Annotated in this window: 17 protein-coding genes and 2 pseudogenes; 8 read left to right on the top strand and 11 right to left on the bottom strand. The window is 63.2% G+C overall.

Going from position 1 to position 19,217, the window contains the following annotated elements:
• Nucleotides 1-29 precede the first annotated feature (29 nt).
• From V7S63_RS26680 to V7S63_RS28770, 7 genes are all read left to right on the top strand, one after another.
• Entirely contained in the window at nt 30-1,019 is a 990-nt protein-coding gene (locus tag V7S63_RS26680) for an aldo/keto reductase (RefSeq protein WP_336532527.1), read from the top strand.
• 105 nt (nt 1,020-1,124) lie between these two features.
• On the top strand, nt 1,125-2,054 hold the full coding sequence (locus V7S63_RS26675) for a LysR family transcriptional regulator (RefSeq protein WP_336532526.1): 930 nt from the start codon (nt 1,125-1,127) through the stop codon (nt 2,052-2,054).
• A 104-nt stretch (nt 2,055-2,158) separates the two neighbouring features.
• Nucleotides 2,159-2,665, top strand: a complete 507-nt coding sequence (locus V7S63_RS26670; protein WP_091841910.1) for a nuclear transport factor 2 family protein — start codon at nt 2,159-2,161, stop codon at nt 2,663-2,665.
• Between the two features lie 46 nt (nt 2,666-2,711).
• Complete coding sequence (locus V7S63_RS26665) at nt 2,712-3,254, top strand: 2Fe-2S iron-sulfur cluster-binding protein (RefSeq protein WP_244544028.1); 543 nt, start codon at nt 2,712-2,714, stop codon at nt 3,252-3,254.
• Nucleotides 3,251-4,240, top strand: a complete 990-nt coding sequence (locus V7S63_RS26660; protein WP_336532525.1) for an FAD binding domain-containing protein — start codon at nt 3,251-3,253, stop codon at nt 4,238-4,240. Before V7S63_RS26665 ends, V7S63_RS26660 begins: the two co-directional genes overlap by 4 nt.
• Nucleotides 4,237-6,468 (top strand): xanthine dehydrogenase family protein molybdopterin-binding subunit, encoded by a 2,232-nt coding sequence (locus V7S63_RS26655; RefSeq protein ID WP_336532524.1) that lies wholly within the window; start codon nt 4,237-4,239, stop codon nt 6,466-6,468. Before V7S63_RS26660 ends, V7S63_RS26655 begins: the two co-directional genes overlap by 4 nt.
• A gap of 104 nt (nt 6,469-6,572) precedes the next feature.
• Nucleotides 6,573-6,968, top strand: a complete 396-nt coding sequence (locus V7S63_RS28770) for a DJ-1/PfpI family protein (protein ID WP_442896526.1) — start codon at nt 6,573-6,575, stop codon at nt 6,966-6,968.
• A 41-nt stretch (nt 6,969-7,009) separates the two neighbouring features.
• Here the strand turns inward: V7S63_RS28770 and V7S63_RS26650 are convergent, their stop codons facing one another.
• Nucleotides 7,010-9,532 (bottom strand): putative bifunctional diguanylate cyclase/phosphodiesterase, encoded by a 2,523-nt coding sequence (locus V7S63_RS26650; RefSeq protein ID WP_336532523.1) that lies wholly within the window; start codon nt 9,530-9,532, stop codon nt 7,010-7,012.
• Nucleotides 9,533-9,860: 328 nt separating this feature from the next.
• Between V7S63_RS26650 and V7S63_RS26645 the strand changes: the two genes are divergently transcribed.
• Nucleotides 9,861-10,619, top strand: a complete 759-nt coding sequence (locus V7S63_RS26645; protein WP_244544026.1) for a PstS family phosphate ABC transporter substrate-binding protein — start codon at nt 9,861-9,863, stop codon at nt 10,617-10,619.
• 9 nt (nt 10,620-10,628) lie between these two features.
• Here the strand turns inward: V7S63_RS26645 and V7S63_RS26640 are convergent, their stop codons facing one another.
• The 10 genes and pseudogenes from V7S63_RS26640 to bigR all read right to left on the bottom strand — a co-directional run bounded on the left by V7S63_RS26640 (nt 10,629) and on the right by bigR (nt 19,068).
• A complete protein-coding gene (locus V7S63_RS26640) occupies nt 10,629-11,669 on the bottom strand; it encodes a 2Fe-2S iron-sulfur cluster-binding protein (protein WP_336532522.1) in 1,041 nt (346 codons plus the stop codon).
• Nucleotides 11,670-11,705: 36 nt separating this feature from the next.
• On the bottom strand, nt 11,706-13,352 hold the full coding sequence (locus tag V7S63_RS26635; protein ID WP_336532521.1) for an ethylbenzene dehydrogenase-related protein: 1,647 nt from the start codon (nt 13,350-13,352) through the stop codon (nt 11,706-11,708).
• 314 nt (nt 13,353-13,666) lie between these two features.
• Nucleotides 13,667-14,185: a DUF1697 domain-containing protein gene (locus tag V7S63_RS26630; RefSeq protein ID WP_336532520.1), complete on the bottom strand. Its 519-nt coding sequence runs from the start codon at nt 14,183-14,185 to the stop codon at nt 13,667-13,669.
• An 18-nt stretch (nt 14,186-14,203) separates the two neighbouring features.
• Nucleotides 14,204-14,925: pseudogene (locus V7S63_RS26625) on the bottom strand (IS5 family transposase).
• A gap of 881 nt (nt 14,926-15,806) precedes the next feature.
• Nucleotides 15,807-16,019, bottom strand: coding sequence for a hypothetical protein (locus tag V7S63_RS26620; protein WP_336532519.1), 213 nt, complete (start codon nt 16,017-16,019; stop codon nt 15,807-15,809).
• 129 nt (nt 16,020-16,148) lie between these two features.
• Complete coding sequence (locus V7S63_RS26615) at nt 16,149-17,396, bottom strand: type II toxin-antitoxin system HipA family toxin (RefSeq protein WP_336532518.1); 1,248 nt, start codon at nt 17,394-17,396, stop codon at nt 16,149-16,151.
• Nucleotides 17,389-17,724: a helix-turn-helix domain-containing protein gene (locus V7S63_RS26610; protein WP_336532517.1), complete on the bottom strand. Its 336-nt coding sequence runs from the start codon at nt 17,722-17,724 to the stop codon at nt 17,389-17,391. The genes V7S63_RS26615 and V7S63_RS26610 overlap by 8 nt, the downstream gene beginning before the upstream one ends.
• Nucleotides 17,725-17,878: 154 nt before the next feature.
• Nucleotides 17,879-18,332: pseudogene (locus V7S63_RS26605) on the bottom strand (DUF6691 family protein).
• A complete protein-coding gene (locus tag V7S63_RS26600) occupies nt 18,329-18,739 on the bottom strand; it encodes a YeeE/YedE family protein (protein ID WP_336532516.1) in 411 nt (136 codons plus the stop codon). The pseudogene V7S63_RS26605 and the gene V7S63_RS26600 overlap by 4 nt, the downstream one beginning before the upstream one ends.
• Nucleotides 18,736-19,068, bottom strand: a complete 333-nt coding sequence (gene bigR / locus V7S63_RS26595) for a sulfite-sensing transcriptional repressor BigR (RefSeq protein WP_336532515.1) — start codon at nt 19,066-19,068, stop codon at nt 18,736-18,738. The genes V7S63_RS26600 and bigR overlap by 4 nt, the downstream gene beginning before the upstream one ends.
• Between the last annotated feature and the right edge of the window lie 149 nt (nt 19,069-19,217).

The raw sequence follows: 19,217 nt of genomic DNA, 5'->3' as shown, positions 1-19,217 counted from the left end.
TCGTCGACACTGGGAATTGGAAAGCGGAAATGCTGACACGTCGTAAGCTTGGCCGGCAGGGCCTGGAGGTTTCGGCGCTCGGTCTGGGATGCATGGGGATGAGTCATGCCTATGGCCAACCGGATGATGCGGAGTCGATCGCAACCATTCATCGCGCAATCGAACTCGGCTGTACCTTCTTCGATACGGCCGAGGTATACGGCCCATTCACCAACGAGGAGCTGCTCGGGCGGGCGCTCAAGGGGCGGCGCGAGCAGGTGCAGATCGCGACGAAGTTCGGGTTCGTGATCGGCAAGGGCCTGTTCGCGGGAGCCGACAGCAGGCCACAGCATATCCGCGAAGTCGTCGACGCTTCTTTGAAGCGCCTCCAAACTGACCGTATCGAGCTGCTCTATCAGCACCGTGTCGACCCGGCTACGCCGATCGAAGACGTTGCCGGAACGGTCAAGGACCTGATTGCCGAAGGGAAGGTCCTTTATTTCGGCTTGTCCGAGGCGGGCGCCGACACCATTCGTCGGGCGCATGCGGTGCAGCCGATCACGGCCCTGCAAAGTGAATACTCGATCTGGGAACGGAATCTCGATGACGAGATCATCCCACTTCTTCAGGAGCTTGGGATCGGCCTTGTTCCCTTTAGCCCCCTGGGCCGGGGCTTTCTCACAGGCACAGCCAAGCGGGCCGAAGACTATCCGGCCCAGGATTTTCGCGCGAAGGGCGATCCGCGCCTTCAGGGCGAGAACTTCGACGCCAATATGCGAATCGCCAATCTGGTGCGAGAGATCGCCGAGCCTCATGGAGCCACTGCGGGCCAGGTGGCGCTAGCTTGGCTGCTTCAGCGGAAGAATGACATCGTTCCGATCCCGGGAACGAAGCGGCGAAGCTACCTCGAAGAAAACCTCCGTTCCGACGGTCTCAAGCTCTCCCCAGATGATGTGAAGCGGCTTGATGGCGCACTCACAGCCTTCGCGGTCTCCGGAGAGCGCTATGGCACGGCCGCACTCGCCATGGTGAACCGCTGAGCTAATCTGCCAGCCTCGGCAGCGCTGCTAAAAATTGCGACCATCGCTCGCCAAATCGGCCGATCGTCGACTTCCATACTGCTGCACGCGTCAATGAGGGCGGCATTGGGGGACCAGGCCATGTTGTTTGACGGAAGGATCATCGCAGGCATCACCGTCTTCGTGGCGGTGGCCAACACCGGAAGCTATGCCCGAGCGGCGGACCAGGTCGGGCTGTCACGCTCCGGGGTAGGCAAGTCCATCGCACGGCTGGAAGACCGAACCGGCATGCGGCTTTTCGACCGGACCAGCCGGGCGCTCAAGCTGACCGACCAGGGTCGCGGGTTTCTCGAAGAGGTCACGCCTTTGCTGGAGCGGCTCGGCGTCATCGCGGCACCGACCTCTCCGGCTGAGATTCGCGGCCGGCTCCGCGTTTCTACCGACGCCGCGTTTGGCCCGGCACTGCTGATGCCGGTCTTGCCGACTCTGCTCGCCGCGCATCCGCGGCTGCGGATCGACCTTCTGGTTCGGGATCGGATCGACAACCTTCTCGTCGAAGGCATCGACGTGGCCATTCGCTTCGGGGAACCGGAGTCACATGGGCTGGAGAAGCGGGCCGTCCTGCAGAGCCGCATCATCACCTGTGCCTCGCCCGCCTATCTCGCCGAGCACGGCATGCCAGAGACGCCCGACGACGTCGAGGAAGGCCACAGTTGCGTTCGTCTGCTGAACGACGTCACGGGCAAGCCCTATCGCTGGCTCTTCCTGAATGAAGCCGGCGAGCGCCGGCTGGTCGAGCCTGCATGCGGGCTCGTCGTCAACGATGCCCCGCTGCTGGTGGGGGCTGCGCTGACCCATGTCGGGATCGTCCGGCTGCTGGACTTCTTGGTCATCGACCATCTGCGCACCGGCCGGCTCGTCGAGGTCCTGCCGGACTGGAACCATCATCTCTGGCCAGCCTTTCTTTATTCGCCGAGGACGGCCCGGCCGACACCTGCTGTCCAGGCCTTCAAGCGCTTCATCTTCGAGCACGATTTCGGGCGCCTCACCGGCTGAGATGTTGACCTCGCGTCCTCGCTGACAAGACGTTTCGGAGACGAACCTGACCCGCCGCTCAGGCATTATCGCCCGTATCCGCAGCAAACACGGAGACGGCAACGATGGCATTCCGCATGGCAATGGTTCTTGCTGGCACACTGCTTCTTGCGGCGCCTGAGCAGCCAAGAGCCCAGGGTATCGGCAGCACGGCGTCACCGGTCGAGGAGAGAAATCGTAAGGTGATCTCAACTGCCTTCGAGCGCTGGGCAAGCGGGAACGGCGATGTCTTCAGCCTCCTGACGGACGACGCTCGTTGGCAGATCATCGGCTCGGATCCGGAGATCGCGCGGACCTATCATAGCCGCGAGGAGCTGCTGGCCGGCGCGGCCCGTCCGCTCGCCGCCAGGCTGACGACGCCGCTGAAGCCAGTCGTCCGCAGGATTTGGGCGGATGGCGAGGATGTGCTGGTCCATTGGGACGGCAGCGCCGAGCTCTTCGACGGTACGACTTACAGAAACAGCTATCTCTGGATCATGACCGTCAAGGACGACCGGGTCGTCGCTGTCACGGCCTTTCTCGACATTCCTAGCTTCAAGGCAGCCCTCGCGCTGCCCGCACCCGCGCGCTGACCGGCACCCAGTACCCTTTCCCAATCGCCTGCAGAGGAGGCACGACTTGTCCTGGATCGAAGCGGATTCCGGCGCTGCCGTGACGCTCAGCGTCAATGGTACGCGGCACGACCTCAAACTGGATGCGCGCGTGACGTTGCTCGACGCGCTGCGCGAACATCTTCAACTGACCGGCACCAAGAAGGGCTGCGACCACGGCCAGTGCGGGGCCTGTACAGTTTTGGTCGATGGCCGGCGCATCAACAGCTGCCTCTCGTTGGCAGTCATGCACCAGGCCGACGAGATCACGACCATCGAAGGGCTGGGCACGGCACACAAGCTTCATCCTCTCCAGGCCGCCTTCGTGGCAAAAGACGGCTTCCAGTGCGGTTATTGCACCTCGGGGCAGATCTGCTCCGCCATCGGCATGCTGGGCGAATGGCGCAAAGGGTGGCCGAGCCATCTTGGAGACCATGCCGGCGCAGCATCGGCGATCGACGCCGCCGAGATCCGTGAACGGATGAGTGGCAATCTCTGCCGTTGTGCCGCCTACCCGCGCATCGTCGAAGCGATCGAGCATTACGCCATTCACGAAGGAGCGGACACGTGATCGCCTTCGACTATATCCGTCCCGCCGACGAGACGGCGGCGCTGCAGGCGGCGACCGAGCGCCCCGGAGCGCGCTTCATCGCCGGCGGCACTAACCTGCTCGATCTGATGAAACTCGGCATCGAGCGGCCCCGGCACCTTGTCGATATCGGAGCTCTGGATCTGCGAGAGGTGACGGAGACACCTGGGGGCGGGCTGCGGATCGGCGCGCTGGTGACGAATGCAGCGCTCGCGGCGCATCCGCTGGTTCGGCAGCGCTATCCCGTTCTCTCCCAGGCGATCCTCGCGGGAGCATCGGGGCAGTTGCGCAACAAGGCGACGACCGCGGGCAATCTGCTGCAACGGACGCGCTGCTACTTTTTCTACGACCCGGCCTCCCCTTGCAACAAACGCGAGCCCGGTGCGGGATGCAGCGCGATCGGCGGTTTCAACCGCATCATGGCGATACTGGGAACCTCGGCGCATTGCATCGCCTCCCATCCTTCCGACATGGCCGTCGCCATGAGGGTCCTCGATGCCCGCGTCGAGACAAGGCTGTCGGATGGCCAAACGGGATCGCACACGCTCGAAGCGCTCTACCGCCTGCCCGGCGAGACGCCGCATGTCGACCATCGTCTTGCGCCGGGCGAGTTGATCACCGCAGTGGTGCTGCCGCCTCCCCCTGCCAGACAGCAAAGCTATCGCAAGGTGCGAGACCGCGCCTCCTATGCCTTTGCGCTCGTTTCGGTGGCCGCTGTCGTCTCCGTGGAGGAAGAGCGGATCACCGAGGCTGCGCTCGCCTTCGGCGGCGTCGGCCCCATGCCGTGGCGCAATCGCGAGGCGGAGGCACTGCTGGTCGGCCAGGCACCATCAGCCGCGCTCTTCGAACGCTGCGCCGACGTGGTACTCGCCGAGGCGAACGGCCATGGCGGCAACGACTTTAAGGTCCCCTTGCTGCGGCGAACGCTGGTTTCCTGCCTCACCAAGCTGACCGGAGCCGAGCCATGATGGACGCAAGCGTGAAGATGGACGCGCCCTTCGAGCACAGCCTGCTCGACGAAAGCCCCATGCCCACGATCGGCAGGGAGATCGCGAGGATCGACGGGCCGCGGAAGGTCTCGGGGGCTGCACGCTATGCTGCCGAACATTTCCCGGAGGAAGTCTTGCATGGCGTGCTTCTGCGCGCGCCGGTCGGGTGTGGCCGCATCAGCTTGGTCGATGCGACCGCTGCGCTGGCGATGCCGGGCGTTCTTGCGGTGATCCGCGATGAGCGGATGATCCGCAATGCCGGCGACTTCGGAGGGGATGCCGCGCCCGTGCAGGGCGTCGAGGAGGTTGCCTATTTCGGGCAACCGATTGGGCTCGTCGTGGCGGACAGTCTGGAGCGTGCGCGTGCTGCGTCACTATGCGTGCGCGTCTCTTTCGAGTCACAGCCGGGCGTCTTCGACATGATGGCAGCCCGCGATAGCGCCCTGCCCCCAACCGATGATATCTTCGGCCTGTTCCTGATCCATACCGAGCAGGGCGATGTGGAGCGGGCGGCCGGCGAAGCCCAGGCTCTTGTCGACACGGTGTGGGAAACGCCGAGCCAGAACCATGCGGCGATGGAGCCCCATGCTTCGGTTGCGATCTGGAAGGAGGGGCGACTCACGCTCCATGGCTCCTACCAGTCACCGGTCGTCACGCGCGATCAGCTTGCGACGGTGATGGGCCTTCCGCCCTCGCAGATCAGGGTGCTGTCGCCGTTCGTCGGCGGCGGCTTCGGCGGCAAACTGGGAGTCATGCCCGAAGCGGTGGCCGCGGCCATCGCCGCGCAGCAGCTCGGCCGGCCGGTGAAGGTTGTCATGACCCGCCAGCAGGTTTTCGAGACCACCGGACGGCGCCCGATGACCCGTCAGCGCATACGACTTGGCGCGAACAGCGACGGGCGGCTCACCCTCGTGCAGCATGAGACCATCACCGACCAACTTGAAGGCGAGGTCTTCTTCGAGCCGGCGGGACTGGCCACGCATCTGCTTTATGCAGGCGAGAACAGGGTGGTCGATCACAAGGTCGTCCGCACCAACAAGCAGCTCGCGGTGTCAATGCGGGCGCCCGGCGAGGCCGTCGGGCTGCTGACGCTCGAATGCGCGATGGACGAACTTGCCGAAGCGCTGAGCCTTGACCCGATCGAGCTGCGGCTGCGCAACGAGCCCAAAAGCCACCCCGAGATGGATATGCCGTTTTCGAGCCGTGCGCTCGTTGACTGCCTCCGCCAGGGTGCGGCGCGGTTCGGCTGGGAGAGGCGCAACACCAGCCCGGGCCAGATGCGCGATGGAGATTGGCTTGTCGGGCACGGCGTTGCGGCAGCGGCGCGCGGCAATCTCTTCGGCCCCAGCAGGGTTCGCGCGACGATCCAAGGCGACGGCCGGGTCGTGGTCGAAACCGAGATGACCGATATCGGCACCGGCACCTACACCATCTTGGCGCAGATCGCGGCGGATCTGCTCGGCGTGCCGTTGAAGCAGGTCGAGGTCCGCCTCGGTGATACCGACGATCCGCGTAGTGCAGGCTCGGGTGGCAGCTGGGGCGCGACGACCAGCGGCTCAGCACTGTATGCGGCCTGCGCCGAACTGCGCGCCCGCCTAGCCGCCGCCGCCGGCGCATGTGTCGATGCGGTGACTCTGACGGATGGCATCCTCACGGCTCCCGGTATCAGCCGGCCCATCACCGAGCTCGTCGGCAACGGGCTTTCGGCGGAGGGAGCGACCGAGCCCGGAGAAAGCAACCAGCGCTTCAACCAAACCTCTTATGGCGCGCATTTCTGTGAGGTCAGAGTGAATGCGGTTACGGGCGAAGTGCGAGTTTCGCGCTGGACCAGCGTCTTCGCCGCAGGTCGTATCCTCAATCTCCAAACCGCGATATCGCAGGCAATCGGCGGCGTGGTGTTCGGCATCGGCGGCGCGCTGACTGAGGAACTGGTCCACGATCCAAGAACCGGTAAGATCGTCAATCGCGATCTCGGCGAGTATCATGTGCCGGCTCACGCCGACATTCCTGCCATCGACATCCAGTTCCTGGAAGAACGCGACCTTGTCGCCAATCCGCTGCATGCCAAAGGCGTCGGGGAGCTGGGTGTCTGCGGTGCCGGCGCTGCAATCGCCAACGCCGTCTACAACGCCACAGGCGTGCGAGTGCGGCAGTTCCCGATCACGCTGGACAAACTTCTGCCCGGCCTTCCGGCCATCGCTGAGTGACGGGCGCAGCGAGCATTGCTGCCCTGTCGGATGCGGGTCGCATGTGACAGGGTGGGTAATCAGCGAGGCGACATCACCAAGCCCAACCTGACGACGACAAGTCCATCCCAATCGCGCACGATCGGTATGGTGCTGTTCGAGCAGTTAGAGACGCTCGACGTCTTTGGCCCCGTACAGGCGCTCGGGCGTCTGCCGGATTACGAACTCGTAGTGTCTCGAAGAGCGGTGCCGGCCTCACGTCATCCCAAGGCTTGCCGGCCGGCGTTCACTCCAGCTTCGCTGCGGCACCGCAGATGGATGGTCTGCCCGTGCCGGGCGGGCAAGGCACGCGTCGAGAGGTCGATAATCTGGCCACGCTCGCTCTCTCGCGCCGGCAATCCAAACGAGCCGCTTGGATGGCATCTGTCTGTACGGGCGCCGCCCTGCTTGCCAAAGCCGGCTCCGCACAGTCGATGAAATGGATTGCAAGATGGTGGTCACTGTCCACAGCCTCGCGCTAATCGGCTAAGAGCGTTGCCGTGCAGTACTCTTTCGTAACCGGCTAGCGGCTCGAGGCTGCCTTGGGCCGACCAACGCCGTTTTCCGAACGATCGGTAACCCTGCTTAGTGCTCGTGTCAGTTGCATGCCTTTGAGCATGTCGAACGACACAGGGCGGCTGAAGAAAAATCCCTGCGCGATATCCGCACCGGCTGCGATAACAAAATCGCGTTCTTCGGCGGCTTCCACGCCCTCCACTATAGAAGCAAAACCCATTGACTGCGACAGCGCCAGGATGGTTCTGACGATCGCCTGCTGTTCGACGCTATGATGTATGCCGGCGACCAAGGATCGGTCGATCTTGAGCGTATCGACCGGTAACCGCGCCAGCATGGAAAGGTTCGAATACCCCGTGCCGAAATCGTCCAGCGAGAAATGAACCCCCGCTCGTCTCAGATCGACGATCTGCCGCTGGACTACGTCGGAGTCGCGCATCGCGACCGATTCCGTAATCTCGATTTCGAGCCGGTCGAGTGGGAAGTCGGCCCTGGCCAAGCAAGCCTCGATCCGGTTTGCGAAGGTCGGATCTTCTAATTGAAGGACCGACACGTTCACTGCGATTCTGAGGTCGCTGCTGTCGCGCACTAGCGCAGCCGTCTCGGTGACCGCCCGCTCCAGCACGAACTGCCCAAGCTCGGATATCAGACCCGCATCCTCGGCGATCCCGATGAACTTTCCTGGTGGAATGTCCCCCATCGTCGGATGGCGCCAGCGCACTAGCGCCTCGGCGCCCACGATGGTGCCATCCCGCAAGGAGAAAAGCGGCTGGTACAGCAGGTTCAGGGTCTGCTCGCTCAAGGCAACGCGCAGCTCCTTCTCGATTGCAAGCCGCTCCTGCATCAGCGCAGCCGCCTTCGCAGTGAAAAACGCGTATGAATCTCGGCCGGAGCGCTTGGCCTCATACATGGCTACATCGGAACTGATCAGCAGATCGTCGTATGTAGCGCCGTCGCGACCAGCGATGGCGATACCTACGCTTGCTCCGACCGTCATGTGCGACGAGCCGATGACGAAGTTTTCGCCAAGACGCCGGATGAGGTCCTCTACAAGGCGTTGTAGCCGCGCCTCGGTCGCGGTGAGATCGAGGATCGCGAGGAATTCGTCGCCGCCGAGCCTGCCGACGCGGAAGGCGTTAATCTCATTCGATCGGACCCGACTATCGAAGAAGTTGGCGAGCCTCTGAGCCAGCGCTCCCAATAGCATGTCGCCGGACTTGTGGCCGAAAGTGTCGTTGATCGATTTGAAGCGATCGAGATCGATGAATAGGAATACGACGTCAGACCTCCGTGACGTCAGCGCCTCCGTCCCATCGATCCGCAAGCTGGCACGGTTGGGCAGACCAGTTACCGGATCGAAGAATGCCAGCGTTCGCGTCCGGCCGAGGCTCTCGCGCAGGTTCGCGAGCATGACCTCGAAGGCTTGCCCCAGGCTGCGCACCTCACCGACGCCGATGGCGCGGAACGGCACGTCGAGGTCTCCTCGCGCAACGGACGCAGCAGCCGATGCGAGCTGCGGCAAGCCTCGTGTGACCTGCCTAACGGCTACCAGTACCACAGACACGAGAATGCCAAGCGAGCCCGCCGCGAGCACGAGGAACCACGTAAAGAGGGCGCCGGCTTGTCGCTCGCTCACGCGAAGCATCTGTTGCTGAGCTTCCTGGACTTCCGAAGCCTCGACGTGGGTACAGACAAGGAGGCCGAGCTCGTGGGCCGCACAGCGGCCAACGCGGTTGCCACCGGAGCCGGATATCAGCTCGTCGTCAGCTAATGCCGTCGTTGCATGGAAATTGAAGGTGGGGAGACCGCCCGAGGAAAGGGTGAGGTCTCCATCCTTCACGAGTACACCGGCATTCACGATGCTGGAAAATTTCTCGAACGTGGCCTCTGAAGGAGCCAGCGAACGGATGCCGATCAACACCCCTGCCACGTCGCCGAAATCGTCGAAAACCGGCTCTATGGCGAAATGTGCAATCGTCCTTCCCAGTGGCATGCCGATGGCGCGATCGTCGTCGGGCATCACGCGCAAAGTCGTCCGATCTGACCTCCTTTCGCTTCGGCGATTATCGGTCAGAACCGAAACGATACGATCGTCGAGTCCCAATCGCGCGATCGCCTCCCGAGCGACAAGGAGGTCGGTCGTTCGGCTCGATCCTATAATGTTTCCGGCCGGATCGCTGACAAGAAACGCATCGAGCTCGCCCGTGACGCTCGCAGGGTGCAGCAGAAGCTGCATGGCGACCGAGTTTGCCGAGACGATGGCCTTTACGACGTCTTGTCGCTGCGAGAGATATCGCGTCTGGCGGTGCGCTTCGTCGAACAAGACCCGCAACCTGGCTTCGGCCAGACGCGCCTCCCCATCGAGCTTCCGAGCAAGCTGCTGACGCGATAGCTGGGCCAGTGCGGTCGCCTGTTCCTCCGCGTCGGCCCTCAGACGAATGAGAGAGACGACGCCAATAGCCGCAAATGCCAACGCGCCGGTCAAAAGCACGACCCACGCAAGGTGCGCCCCGACATGGGTGTCCGACATTCGCGCGCGCAACCACAGGGATCCTCGTGATGCCGCATGCGATATCAGACGGTAGCCTGTCGCCCACAGTCCTCCGGCGATCTCCACCCTCTTCGGCGAGACCTCCATCGGTTTACTATGGGATTTCTCCGGCACCAGGCCGCCCTCTTTGATCCTCGTACCGCGCGATGTTAGGGACAAAGCATGAAGTCAAGGTAAAATCTTATGCTCCAAAGGAACGCGACCATGTTTCGCGGCTACGGTTAGCAATCGTTTACGGGGCAGCTGGTAGGCTCACGTTTCCAACCGCAGAGAACGAGCCATGCGATATCTACCGCTAGTAGTGCTTATGCTGACGAGCTCGGCTGCGTTACCTGCAGAAGAGCTATCCGTCGTAGGAACCGGCGACGGCATCGAGATGCTGCAAGCTGTCGCAGCTCGCTTTCGCCAAATGGAGCCGTCGATCGAGGTGCGGATCCCGCCTAGCATCGGTTCAGGCGGCGGAATCGCCGCGGTCGGATCGGGAGCGGCCCGCCTGGCGCGCGTAGCCCGGCCGCTCAGCGACGCCGAGCGCGCGAGAGGGTTGGCCTACGTGCCTGTCGCGAAGATCCCAAGCGCCTTCTTCGTGCATCCGAGTGCAGGGATATCGCGGCTCGATACGGTGCAGCTTGCGGCGATCTACTCCGGCCAAATCTCGAACTGGAAGGAGGTCGGAGGTATGGATATCCGCATTCGGGTCGTCCGCCGGGAGGATGCCGACAGCACGCTGACGACGCTGCGTGCCAACATGCCCGGTTGGAAGAACCTTGAGATCACGGAACGGTCGAAGACTGCGGTTTCAACGCAGGAGGCCGTCGAAAGCGTGCGCTTGACCGATGGGGCCATCGGCTTTGGTCCGTACAGCAAGATACTCGACATCGGCACCACAGTCCTGGAAATCGACGGCCATCATCCGTCGCAGCCCGGCTATCCGAGCACCGGCGAACTCGCCTATGTCTACCGCCCGGAAGGTCTGCCAAACGATGTGTCCAAGTTCATCGCCTTCTCCAGGGCGGGAGAGGCAGCAGAGATCATCCGAAGCTACGGCGCCCTGCCGGCGGCAAACTGAACTGTTGCTTCACCCCTGTTGGCCCGCCGCCGTGGTGGGGCCCGGTTCGGCAATGCCGGGTCGCTTCAGGAACGAGAGCAACCGCCGTCCGATCGATTGCTGCACCGGCGATGCGGTGAACGGATCGCAGTGGCATGTCGCGCCGGCCTCATGGGAGAGCGCCTGCACCGCTGCAACCATCGATGGATTACCGGCTGCATAGACCGTGTCCTCGGCGGTGAAGATCGGGAGATGGTCGGTTACGCGACCAGATAAGACGCCGTCTCCATCTCGGGTCACCGGCGCGCTGGCGGTTGCGATGACCGTCCGAACCCCTGTCGCGGCCAACCATTCCAGCGACTCCCTCATATAGATGTCCTCGACAGCGCGAGCGCCGACGACGACCACCATCTCGCGATCGGGCTGCCGAAACCGCGACGCTCGCGCAATGGCCCAGACCGGAGCCCATCCCGTGCCGGTGGCGACCAGGACGATCCGACCCTCGCCCAGGCGATGGAACGCGCTGCCGAAGGGTCCGTGGACCGTCACCTTGTGGCCGATGCCGATACTGGTGCCTAGCCGGGATGACACCACCCCATCGCGCAGTCGCCTGACGTGGACGATCAATTCATCGATCGCGCCGGTTCCGTCGACGCGTTGGGTGGGGCTGTAGTCCCGCCCCGGAAAGCCGCCGAAGGCGCATTTCACGTACTGTCCGGGCAAAAAGGGCAAGCTTTTGTGAAGCCCGATCGCAAGTTCCAGGATAGCCGGCGAAAGAGGTGTGATGCCCGTCAGGATCGCCGGAACCTTGATCGGCTCCGGCACGGCGTCGAACTCGAGGACGGCGTCGCCCGTGACCCGCGTTTGGCAAGCAAGCACGGTAGCGCCACGACGCGTGCCTCGATCATCCACGACGCCGTCGTAGACCCGAACGCGGCAGGTGTCGCATTGGCCCGACGAACAATCATGTGGAATGAAGATGCCCGCGCCCATCGCGGCGTCCAGCACGGTCTGGCCCGTGGTGGCTGAGATCTTCTTGGCATTGATAACGAGCGACGCCGTCCGTTTCATCGGGACCTTTGGGACAAGACTTTCACCATGCGCAGTCTAGCGCAGCCTGACCTCAACCGGCCTGACATGGCGCGTGTGCCGAGTCTGGTTATGGTCGAAGACGGACACCCACATGTACAGGGGGCTCTTTCCAGTGAAGTCGGCATCGTAGCGGCTCGCCGTGCTCAGGTTCCGGGACGCTTCTACAGTCCAGTATCCGTCCTTCCACCGAGCGCCGGCGCGGATATCACCACGATCGCCCTCGTAGTCGCCCTGGATCAGAACGCCGGGCATGATGCTACCGACGGGGAATCGGGCATCCGCCTCAATCGTGTAGGGCACACTCTCCGCCTCGGTCAGCCACCAGATGCTGCCCTCGTCCTGGCTCAGATCGGCATTGGTCGGGTCGAATGTCCCGATCGCGCGTGCCGCGGCCTCCGGGTTTTTCGGCAAGCGCTTTGGGGAGACGGGACCCTTGTAGCCGCCGGGGCCTTCGAACCCGAAATTATAGCTGTAGAAGGTCCGGCCCGGGTCGTTCCAGTACCCGCCCTGATAGCGTGCGCGCTTGGCCGCCTCGTCGGCGGTCGCTTCCCTGGGGGGACCGATATATTGGTCGTCCATGTAGCCGATCAGACCTCCGCGCGAAGCCTTCCACTGCCACATGTCGATATACGAGCCGTCGGTGGTGTAATGCAGGCCGCGCTCGTTCAGGGACGATGGCCGGTCGGGAAGCGGCTTCGGGCCGAGATGCGTCGCGCCGCCGCCGGCGAATGCGTCGCTCGCCGAGAAGATGACGGCGAGCTTGTCCTCGTAGAAATCCACGACGTCGGCACGATCGCCATCGTGACCGACCAATCGCCATCCGTCCTCTCGCTTGATCATCGGCAGACGTGCGAGGGAGCGGGTCGGGTCCTGCCACTTGAACGCGAAATAGATCTTGTTCGCGTCCCGGACCGCCCGGATCTCGACGGTGGACTCGCCGGTCCCGCCGAGATTCGCGCCCTGGGACGTCCTGACCCGGACGGGGCGCGCGGATCGCCATGCGACATCGTCAGTGGTGCCGTCGAGGGTCGGCATGTCCGTCGTCGTCTGCACGAGAAGTTCGTCGCGACTCTCATAGTCTAGCGCGGCGATGGCGACGGCGGTCGGAACGGCGACGAACGAGGCGATGAGCAACGGGTAGCGGCTGCGCTGGCCTACGGAGGGCGCGAGCCGGGCCGGCCGGAAGATGCGCAGCCACTGGCGCCAGCCGCCATATCCGAAATGCGCGATTATATGGGCCAAGGTGTAAGCCAACGTGCCGAAGGCTGCCGCAAGATGTACGGTGACGACCCACCCGCCGAAACCAAGATAGAGCAGCACCCCGGTGATCGTCAGGGCCACCACCAGCCCGTAGAGCAGCCAATGGAGCAAGACGTTGACGCTCAGCCACCGGAGTTTGGCAGGGGCTCGCATCCTCAACGGCGATAGCCTCCGGGCCGAAATGCGCGCGGACAGCCCGCTTGTCGCCATGTAGATCAAATAGGCGGTCGACGTCGCAAACAGCGCCAGACCGGCCCAAATATGGACGCTCCAAATCTCTCCTTGAGGCAAGATTGGTTCCATCCATTTCGAGACGACGGCATCCAGCGCGTCGGCCGAAATTCTGATGCCTGTGACTAGGCTCGTCACCACCGCGATCACGGAGATCCAGTGCAGTACCAACGTACCGACATCGCTGCTCGGTAAGCTGGAAGACACATTTTCTTGTCTCGGCACTGGCGGCCGTACAGGATCCGTGACAACTACCGGTGTCGACCCGAAAGTTGCGTTCCCTCCGATAGGCTCGTTCATCCCGGCGTAGCCTCTTTTTGGAAGGACAGTATTCTACGTTGTCAACATCGGTGCAAAGAGTATACCGCAAGTGTCGGCGGTTCGGTAGGGTCCACGCGCGGGCCTCTCGGTCAGACTGCGCCCAAGCAGTCGACATCTGATAGCAAATCTGGGGCTGCAACTATGAAGCAGCCTAGGGTTCAGACTCAATCGGGCGGCGTAGTCGCCATGGTGACCAGGGCGGCGACCGTGTTCATGTTCCGCGCCGTTCCTGCCGCGGCGTGAGGAATGCTGAGCTTGGAGCGACCCATTTTGTCGCCGTAGTGGACGTAGATCTCGCGAACCCCGACGCTCACCTCTTCACCGTCCTGCCCTGTGATGCCCGCCAACGTGCCAGGATGCGGAGGCTGGTCGAGGAAGATCACCACCGTGCGGTTGGGCGAGGCCGTCGGGAAGGGATTACCGGCCGACACGGCGGCCAACTCCTTCGCTGTCCGAACGAGCACGCCGATCGGCTTTCCGGCGTAAGCGCGAAGCTGCTCTTCAAGTAGCGCCTTGACCTCAGCTTCCGTAGCGTCGCTCGCAAAGACGACGTTGCCGGAGGCGATGTAGGTCCGGACCAATCCGAGGCCTGCCTTTTGGCAAAGGTCCCTCAGGTTGCTCATGGGCAGCTTGCCGGTCCCGCCGACGTTGACGGCGCGCAGCAGGGCGATGAAGGCTGTCATGGCTGTCCTTCCGGTCGATCAACACCAGAAAGCCAAGACGGCGGCGAGCGCAACGGCTGAGGCGAAGTTGGGCGCCAGCTTGTCGTAGCGGGTCGCCACGCGGCGGAAGTCCTTAAGGCGGCAGAACATCGCCTCGATCAGCCAGCGACCCTTGTAGCGTTGTTCGTCTTGGCGGATGCGCCGCTTGCGGTAAATGCGGCCAGGGATGACGGGATCGTGCCGGCTTGCTTCAGGAAGCCCCGGAACTGATTGGCGTCATACCCGCGATCCGCCACGAGGCGGCGGAAGCCGGTGACGTGCTCCTTGAGAAGCTCCGCCGCCTTGATATCGGAGGTGTTGCGTCAGCGCGACGGGACGGCCGAGAAGATCGCAGACGGCGTGGATTTTGGTGGTCTGGCCGCCGCGCGAGACGCCGATCGCCTGCGCCTTCGCCCCCGTTTTTCCACCATGCGCCGAGGATGCGCCTTCATATAGGTTGAGTCGAACATGCCCAACTCCGAGTTGTCCTTGCGCTGACAGCGACGCGAACAGCCGATGCCACAGCCCGCGCCGGCTCCAACGATTCCAGCGGTCGTAGAGGTGGTCGCCGGCCCGTACTCCGGCGGGCAATCCTGCCAACGTCCGCCGCATCTGAGCATGTGGATGATGCCCGAGATCACCCGTCGATCATCGACACGACGCGCGCCGGGCTGGTTCGTCGGAAGGTGTGGCTAGATCCGCGCCCATGCCTCGTCCGACAGTCAAAACAGCGATCTCGCCATGCCGCGCCTTCATCGATAAAGGCTACGGAATCAACCAAATGCAGCGATCTCAAGACGCTGATTGAGTTTATACCCTAGGGATTGGAAATGACCAAGCTACGTCGTGCCGTCGCCGTGCGGCAACAAACCCGTCGCCCGAAGGCACGACTCGACGATGTTAACGATCATCCGCGGTCAGGGCCATCTGGCTGGAGGGCCTTTTTAGCAGGCCAGCCTCGACAGCGAGATGAAGATCGATTTGCGTAATATCCTCCTGCGATAGACCTAAAATCCTACGCAGCACCCGATGTGTCGCAATATCAATAACGATTGAGGGACTATCAGCAGATTTATCTGAGCGATATTTATTCCTTGAGCATTTCGGCATTGTCATCGCCAACTGCATAAAGATGTATCTTTGAATGCATTCCCTACAGCAAGCAGAGGTCGTCTGTCCATCCCTCGCAGTCTCATTATAGGTACGCGTCATGCCTGCGTTCACAACTTGCGTTGAGATGCAGCGCTCTGAGAATAGGAAGCCGTTTCCTTTACTGGAATTACCCTGCAGTGCGCCACATTTGCCTTGCCCGCGATACCCCCGTTACCGCGGCCGCCGCAGGGCGACCAGCAGGGCATCGTAACGAGTGCAGTTCGGTTCGATCGAGATTGGACTGGCACAAGCGTTGCCGCGCGCGTTAAGCATGAGTCGGTCATCAAAATAGCGGATTGCGGACGCTAAGAAATTCCCCATATCGGGCGAACGGTCCGCCGACCGCTCCGGGCTCTCCCGCTGGTAGCTGGTCACTTCCGTTCCCCTGAGGCTTTGGCATATCGCCTTGGCTTCCCCTTGGCCGGCTCCCTTTGGGACGCCGGCCTTTTTTCTAAATCGACGCGGCCCGCTTTGATTTGAGCGTGATCGCTTCCGACATCATGGCCGAGGCCAAGGGGGAGCCCGATCCGGCGGTTGTGGCGCGCCTGACCGAGTAGATCGGGCCGGTGCTGGAATGGCTCGTCGATGCCCACGGCCTGCCCTTCGACGTGGCGCCGCCGGGCGCAATGATGTGGAGATTGGGATGGTCGCCGTCGATCCCCATCTGTGCGGCTCCGAAGCGAAGCCGATCCGAGCCTCGAGATGCCGAGGGTCCCGGAGACGTCCAGATTGACGGGGAGCCAGAACCCGGACGGGCGGCTGGCGGATCGAAGCTATCAAAGAAAAGTCCGAGTCATAGCGCCAGCGCCCGCGTGAGATCGTCGTGCTCGAAGGCGCTGGCCATGCGAGTAATCTCGACCGACCGAGCGCCGACGGCCTTCGCGGTCTTGCGCCATGTCGCGGTCACGGTGGCGACCTCTTTGATGATCGCTCGGGCCTGCGCCAGCGTCAGTGCGAAGTATTCCGATGCCTGTTCGAGCAGATCGAGCGAGCAGGTGCCCTCATCGAGGTTGATATTCGTCGTCAGCACGCGCGCCTTGAGATCGGTGGGCACCGGATTGAGGTCATAGGCGGGCGCGAGGGACCACCCCGCCTTGCCGAGCCAGAGAAAACCGTGGTTGCGCAGGTGATCGTCGACGTTGGAGATCAGCACATTGAAGGCGACACGCCGATAGAGTGCGTGGGCGTCCGTCTTTCCCTGCGCGCCATGCCTGGCCAGGGTGTCGACGATCTCGGGGTAGCTGCCACGCTCGCCGTCCCTGGCGCCCATCATCGCCATTGCCGACAGGAACGGGATGCGGATCGCGCCATTGCGATCGAAGCGTCGCGACAGCATCACTGACTTGCCGGCCACTTCGACAAGTTCGTGTTTTGGGGTGACGATGCCGGCTTGACCGGCCAACCGCAGCGCGATCTCCTCCCAGGTTTCCACGCTGTAGTCGTCGGTCTCCTTAGGAAACTTGGCGATGGAGAGATGGCCATGCGGGTCGATGAGCGAAGCCTTCGGCCGCGCACCGCCCAGGGAGGAGCCGGGCGCGAAGATCAATTGAAGGTCTTCGTCCGTTTCCTCGTCCCGGAGAATCCGCTCGGTGATCTGAAGCAGACGGCCCAGCTCGATCAGGGCCGGTACGCCGGCGCTGATCGGCGCCTGGAAGGCCTCTTCGCCGACCCACCGAAACCGTAATGCACCTAGCCTCGTCTCGTCTGCGACCCCGAGCAGATAGTTGCTTTCTGCGAGCGTGCGGACTGCGCGGCCCTCGCGGTCGGCGAAGCGGCGCTCGGCGCGCTGCATAAGGCGGCGGCCCCACGTATCTGGTGCGGAGTCGCCGATTGAGCCGAAGGTTGCAAGTCCAGAAGGAGGAGCGAACGCGCCGCGCGTCAATGCAAGCGCCGGCTCCAGCGAGAAGCGATCCGGATCCGAAAGCCAAGCATCGTCATACTCGAAGAGAATAGTCTCTGCGCCGCGGACGCGATTGCTCCGCGCCAATCCGATTGGGCGTGTGCGACCTTGCAGCTCGACGTGCACCTCGAAGTTAGCCATCGCGGGACGATCCGGTTGGCCGCTTGAGATGAACGTGTTTGGGCAGATCGGCACTGGCCAGTGCCTGTCCGACGCTGTCATTGCTGATATCGGCGATTTGGCCCAGCGCTTCGAGTAAACTGAGGGCATGGAGGACGCCGGCATAGATGCCGATGCTCACATTGGCATCGCCGGCCTCGACCCTCTGCAGGGTCGAGCGCGATGTGAAAGCACGCTCCGCCACGACCGCCATAGGCAGCTTGCGGCGGCGGCGGGCGTCGTGGATATCCGCGCCGAGCTTCCGCAGGGTGCGGCGCACGGCCGCTGGAGGGATATGTGGAGTAGGCATTTGCTACCTTCGCACTGCAGATTGGACAGATATGTAGCACGAAGATTACAATCCGCCACCAGCCTGATAGAAAGCGTGGAGCTGCTGCTACCGAGGAGGCGAGGCATGAAGCCAACTAGGCTTCCCGAGCCTATCGCGATGGGGATCTGCGCCGTCACGGCGTCGTTCCGATGCGTGGCGCGAAGGCTCGGCCTGCGAGGGATCGGTCATGAACCTTCATGCCGACGAGCATCGCAATGACGAAGATCGCGACCGGGGCGAGCCCTAGCGAGCCAGGCCAGGGCCGGGCCGGGGCAAAGACCTGCCATGCCCCAGCCGATGCCGAAAATGGCAGAGCCCAGAACTTGGCGGCTGTCGATCGGCGTGATTGCCGGCAGGTGGAAGGCGTCGTCGAACGCGGGCCGCCGCAGCCGCCGGCGCACGACCATCCCGGCAGAGGCAATGAGGACGGCCCCGCCGAGCACGAAAGCCAGGCTCGGGTCCCACGTGCCGGTAACATCAAGGAAGCCGCGCACGCGCATGGGATCGAGCATGTCAGACAGCGACAGGCCGAGGCCGAAGATGGCGCCTGAGGCAAGCGCGGTCAGGATTTGCATCCATCGCTTCATGGCGAGACGAGCCTCATTAGCGTGACGGTTATGATCCCTGCGCCGAGGAAGGTGACCACAGCCGCGATCGAGCGCGGCGACAGCCGGGCGAGACCGACAATGCCGTGGCCGCTGGTGCATCCTGAGCCCATGCGTGTGCCAAATCCAACGAGCAGCCCGGCCAGTGCGATGACCGGGAGCGACGTCGTGATGGTCACGGCCGGCCACGTGCCCGCAGCAAGGCGGTAGATCAGCGGGCCGAGGATCAACCCGATGACGAAGGCGGCGTTGGCAGGCAGTTGCGTGCCCTGCGCCAGCCTGCCGAGAATACCGCTGATGCCGGCGACGCGGCCGTTGAGGAGCAGGAGCAGGGAGGCCGAGAGGCCAATCAGCATGCCTCCCAGGAGCGAATGCCAAAATGGCGTCATGGCGCGGGGTCCTCTGCGCAGAATATGGCGTGCAGTGCCGCGACGAGATGGGCGACCTTCTGCTCCGTCAGGCGATAGAAGATCTGCTTGGCTTCGCGTCGGGTCTCGACGATACCGGCCTCGCGCAGCACGGTGAGTTGCTGCGAGAGCGTCGGCTGGTGGATGCCGAGTTCGTCCTCGATCTGGCCGACCGAATACTCCCACTCGACCAGCGTGCAGACGACCATCAGCCGGTTGCGGTTGGCGAGCGTCTTGACTAGGGCTGCGACCTCGGCCGCCCGGCTTGAAAGCTCGATCAGGCGCATGGAGCGCCTCAGTGGCTGTGTCATGAGAGGTTCTGTCCCAGGCTGCACAAGCGAGCGAATCGAGCGGAATGTTGCTCACGGAAATTCGTTGCTCTTGCAGGCATTGCGGCTAAATTTCCGCTGCGCTATCGATGCGTGGACGGCTGACCCATCGCATCCCATTTGGGATTGCC

It is taken from the genome of Allobosea sp. CCNWLY174, from assembly GCF_037120455.1.
In the GTDB taxonomy this organism is placed as follows: Bacteria; Pseudomonadota; Alphaproteobacteria; order Rhizobiales; family Beijerinckiaceae; genus Allobosea; species Allobosea lupini.
The sequence above is the reverse complement of the archived record's forward strand: the minus strand, read 5'-3'. Positions and strand labels throughout refer to the sequence as shown.

Excerpts from the sequence above, each read along its gene's own strand:
- V7S63_RS26640 (WP_336532522.1), bottom strand. The coding sequence starts at position 11,669 with ATGAAACGGACGGCGTCGCTCGTTATCAATGCCAAGAAGATCTCAGCC.
- V7S63_RS26680 (WP_336532527.1), top strand. The coding sequence starts at position 30 with ATGCTGACACGTCGTAAGCTTGGCCGGCAGGGCCTGGAGGTTTCGGCG.
- V7S63_RS26610 (WP_336532517.1), bottom strand. The coding sequence starts at position 17,724 with ATGCCTACTCCACATATCCCTCCAGCGGCCGTGCGCCGCACCCTGCGG.
- V7S63_RS26655 (WP_336532524.1), top strand. The coding sequence starts at position 4,237 with ATGATGGACGCAAGCGTGAAGATGGACGCGCCCTTCGAGCACAGCCTG.
- V7S63_RS26650 (WP_336532523.1), bottom strand. The coding sequence starts at position 9,532 with ATGTCGGACACCCATGTCGGGGCGCACCTTGCGTGGGTCGTGCTTTTG.
- V7S63_RS26645 (WP_244544026.1), top strand. The coding sequence starts at position 9,861 with ATGCTGACGAGCTCGGCTGCGTTACCTGCAGAAGAGCTATCCGTCGTA.
- V7S63_RS26600 (WP_336532516.1), bottom strand. The coding sequence starts at position 18,739 with ATGACGCCATTTTGGCATTCGCTCCTGGGAGGCATGCTGATTGGCCTC.
- V7S63_RS26620 (WP_336532519.1), bottom strand. The coding sequence starts at position 16,019 with ATGGGGATCGACGGCGACCATCCCAATCTCCACATCATTGCGCCCGGC.
- V7S63_RS26615 (WP_336532518.1), bottom strand. The coding sequence starts at position 17,396 with ATGGCTAACTTCGAGGTGCACGTCGAGCTGCAAGGTCGCACACGCCCA.
- V7S63_RS26630 (WP_336532520.1), bottom strand. The coding sequence starts at position 14,185 with ATGACAGCCTTCATCGCCCTGCTGCGCGCCGTCAACGTCGGCGGGACC.
- V7S63_RS26670 (WP_091841910.1), top strand. The coding sequence starts at position 2,159 with ATGGCATTCCGCATGGCAATGGTTCTTGCTGGCACACTGCTTCTTGCG.
- bigR (WP_336532515.1), bottom strand. The coding sequence starts at position 19,068 with ATGACACAGCCACTGAGGCGCTCCATGCGCCTGATCGAGCTTTCAAGC.